The sequence below is a fragment of the Bradyrhizobium sp. genome, from assembly GCF_049581145.1.
Classification (GTDB): domain Bacteria; phylum Pseudomonadota; class Alphaproteobacteria; order Rhizobiales; family Xanthobacteraceae; genus Bradyrhizobium.
The window spans coordinates 1-3441 of record NZ_JBAURI010001253.1 but is presented as its reverse complement, the minus strand read 5'-3'; the positions used below and the strand labels follow the sequence as shown (position 1 = coordinate 3441).

Genomic DNA, 3441 nt, shown 5'->3' with positions numbered 1-3441 from the left:
GGTTAGCCCTGTGTGACCCGCTTAATCTATGCACAGGACACACCAGTTTGCACCGGAACGAGCGGGCTGCGAAATGGTTGGGCGCGATCTTGATAGAGGCACCAACGTTGGCCGACACGATGTGTCGCGCGGGAAAATAATGTTGACCTGTGACGGAGGCGGCGCAAATTTCTGAAGAGTCGGCACGAGGCGACGCGAGATGGGGGCCGCCCTGTCCACCCGCACCACACGCGCTGTCACACTTCCCGAAGCAGGCGCCGACTTTCTGGCGCGGATTGAGTTGTGAGACCAAAGCGAGCATACGGCTCGATGCGGTTTGGTGTCGGCGACGCAAATGACAGCACCTGAATGCGCGCATGGTTCGTGCGACGATGACAAATCGGCCGCATCCTGCAGGAAAACCAGCGTGCTGCTATGCCCTTGACGACTGGGCCACCCTCTCGGAGGCTGCCCTGGTAACCGGTGTCTCACTTGCTCGTCGACCATGGAGCCGGATCGGCGCCATCAGGTAAAGGTTCGCGCTGTTCGAAGGCGCCCGGCTTCGCCGGCTTGCCATCTTGAGCAGGTCACGCCGGCCCGGCAGGGGCTTGCCGTGCAGGTAAGGCGGACGTGCACAGCCGCCCACAAGCATTTCTGCGCCGCAACTCAATGGCTCGAATGTCTGACTTCCATAGCGGAATTGCTGGCTCTTTTGTCAGATGAATCAACCCCGGCGAAGGTAGATAGGTGCCGATTCGGGATCCTCAGCACAAGGTACTCAGCCTGACGTCAGCAGTCACTCGCAGTGTCCGGATCCCTCAGCTGTCGAGTAGATTGTCCCGGAGAGTTGCGCCAGTGTATTTGGTCCGGAACCTGCCACGCCTTTGCAGTTCCGGGACGACGAGATCGGCAAACTCCTCAAAGCAGCCTGGGGTGTAGGTCGCAGCCAGCATAAACCCATCAGCCCCGCCCTCATCCATGTAGTGTTCCATCTGGTCGGCGATGTCCGCCGCCGTGCCGACCGCAACCGGCATTCCCATGCCCTGGGCATAGATCATGGCGGCCTCTTTCACGGTGACTGGCGCGCCGCCCTTGGCGTAGATGATCGATTCGAACAATCCCTGGATTCCCGGCACCTCAATGTTCTGCACGATGGCATCGGAAGGATAGGTCGAGAAGTCGAGCCCGAAATGTCCGGACATCCAGGCCAATGCGCCTTCCGGCGGAATGCAGGCCTTGATCCTTTCGTATTTTTCCTGCGCCTCACTGCGGGTTTCCGCCACCACGGTCTGAAGACCGTAGATCAGCTTTACCGAACCTGGTGCGCGATCGAATTTGTTGGTAAGCCGTTCGGTCAGATCGGTGCAATATTGCTTCATCCGGTCTACGTTCGGGTGAACGGCGAAGATCGCTTCGGCGTGTTTCGCCGCGAAGTCGCGTCCTTGTCCGGACGAGCCTGCCTGCCAGAGAACGGGGCGCCCTTGCGGCGAGGGGGCGCAGAAGTGGCGGCCGTCACATTTGTAGTATTTGCCTTCGTGGTGGACCACCTTGATCTTCGCTGGATCCGCATAGATCCCGGAAGCCTTGTCGGCAATGATCGCGCCGGGTTCCCACGAATCCCAGAGCTTGTAGCAGACCTCCATGTACTCCTCGAGCCGCTCGTAACGGCCGCTCCGCTCCGTCATCTGGTGTCCATAGGCGTCCCACTCGCTTTTCGAATAGGAGGACACGATATTCCACGCCACCCTGCCGCCGGAGAGATGGTCGAGGCTCGAAAGCCGGCGGCACATCGAATAGGGATGTTCGAAGGCCGTCGAAAGCGTGACCCCGACGCCGAGATGCCTGGTTGCGGTGGTGATGATCGGAACGATGGTGGAAGGTTCGTGCGTCGGGCATTGCACCGCCCACTTGACGATCGCGTCCGAGCTGTTCTCGTGGGTGTTGTAGGGAGCAAGCTCGTCAGCGATGAACATCGCATCGAACAGCCCGCGCTCCATGGTCCTCGCCAAGTGCTGCCAGTATTCAGGCGTCGAGAAGTTCCACCCCACCTTGTCCTTGGGATGACGCCACATGCCGGTCGCATGACTGTTCACCCCGTGCTGAATGAATCCCAACAGATGAGCCTTCTTGTTCCGAGTCGTCATGTCCATGCTTTCTGTTTGAGGAATTCACTGCACCGGGTTCGAGCTGGGCCACCGGCTTTGATCCATCAACTGGCGGGCTTGTCTTCCACGAAGAAGGCGAGCCCGCATCCGGCAGCGGTGACCAGCGCGAGTAGCGGGCCGGCATAGATCATGGCCGGGCTGAAGCCGGCGCCCGCGATAATCGCAGCCGATGCCACCACCGACAACGCGGCGATGCCGCCGTACCGATAATCCGGCACGTTGTGGGGCTCGGGCCCTCCAGCGCGATATTCGGCAATGGCGTTCATCAACCCGCGCCAGAACCCGGCGAGGAAGAACAATGTGACGACGATGCCGACGATGGTGATGAGTGCGTACATGGTTAGCTCCTGTGATGATGTTGTGAGGGATGCCCATGTGCCAGGCATGGGCGCTGTTCGATGTCTATTCTGCCGGCGCCGAGACCTCGTCGTTGATCCCCTTCAACCCGCTGAGGTCGAAGTTCCTGCCGCCGATAAACCCCGCGACCAGCACCGTCAGACCGCTGATGGCGACGATGGAAAGCGTTCCGATCAGCTCGCCCGCCATCTCGTAGATCGGCATCCCGATCAAGATCGCGGCGGCAATCCCGCCGACGAAACCGACCATGTTGGTTTTAGGCCAGAGGATTGACAGCACCAGCGGCAGCAGGATCGATGTCTTGAGCGCATAGGTCGTCAGCACGAGCGTGGTGAAGTCGAGTCCGGAAAGGACGATCAGCGTGGCGACGATACCGCCCGCCAGCACGGACAGCTTCGTGATCACGAACAGGCGGCTCTCCGACGTCAGCGGAAAATATCGCTTGACGATGTCGACGGCCACGATTGAGGAAAGCGCGGCGCTGGCGCCGTCGATGGTCGAATAGCAGGCGGCGAGAATGACCAGCACATAGAGTAGCACCAGCGTCAATCCGAGACCGATATGCGAGACGATGTAGGGGCCGATGGCGACGATATCGCCGCCGATGTCGGCCGGCTTGAGGCCATAGGCGATGCCGACCAGCCCCAGCATGCCGAGGCAGATCGGAATCGGATAGAACAGCGCGCCGGCCCAGAGGAAGGTGCGGCCCACGTCACGGCTCTTCACCGCCCACACCTTCTGCCAGAATGTCTGGTCGGATACGGTTGCCGCCAAAAGACCGAAGGCCAACGTAATGCCGAAGCCGGCCGCGGCGTCCGGCCGCAGCACCGAGAGATTCCGCGCGTCGGCCGCGCCGGCGGCGTCGAACACCGCCTGGGTGCCGCCTGGCACCTTGGCGTAGACGGCCGCCACCACGATGGCGGCCGGCACGGTGATCATG

At 61.2% G+C, this 3441-nt stretch carries 2 protein-coding genes and 1 pseudogene; all 3 read right to left on the bottom strand.

Annotated features, from left to right (window positions below):
- Positions 1–797: 797 nt before the first annotated feature.
- Positions 798–2123: an LLM class flavin-dependent oxidoreductase gene (locus WCB02_RS39790; protein ID WP_423967952.1), complete on the bottom strand. Its 1326-nt coding sequence runs from the start codon at positions 2121–2123 to the stop codon at positions 798–800.
- A 65-nt stretch (positions 2124–2188) separates the two neighbouring features.
- Entirely contained in the window at positions 2189–2482 is a 294-nt protein-coding gene (locus tag WCB02_RS39785; RefSeq protein WP_423967950.1) for a hypothetical protein, read from the bottom strand.
- A gap of 64 nt (positions 2483–2546) precedes the next feature.
- Positions 2547–3441, bottom strand: a pseudogene (locus WCB02_RS39780) (sodium:solute symporter); the annotation flags it as partial.

Excerpts from the sequence above, each read along its gene's own strand:
- WCB02_RS39790 (WP_423967952.1), bottom strand. The coding sequence starts at position 2,123 with ATGACGACTCGGAACAAGAAGGCTCATCTGTTGGGATTCATTCAGCAC.
- WCB02_RS39785 (WP_423967950.1), bottom strand. The coding sequence starts at position 2,482 with ATGTACGCACTCATCACCATCGTCGGCATCGTCGTCACATTGTTCTTC.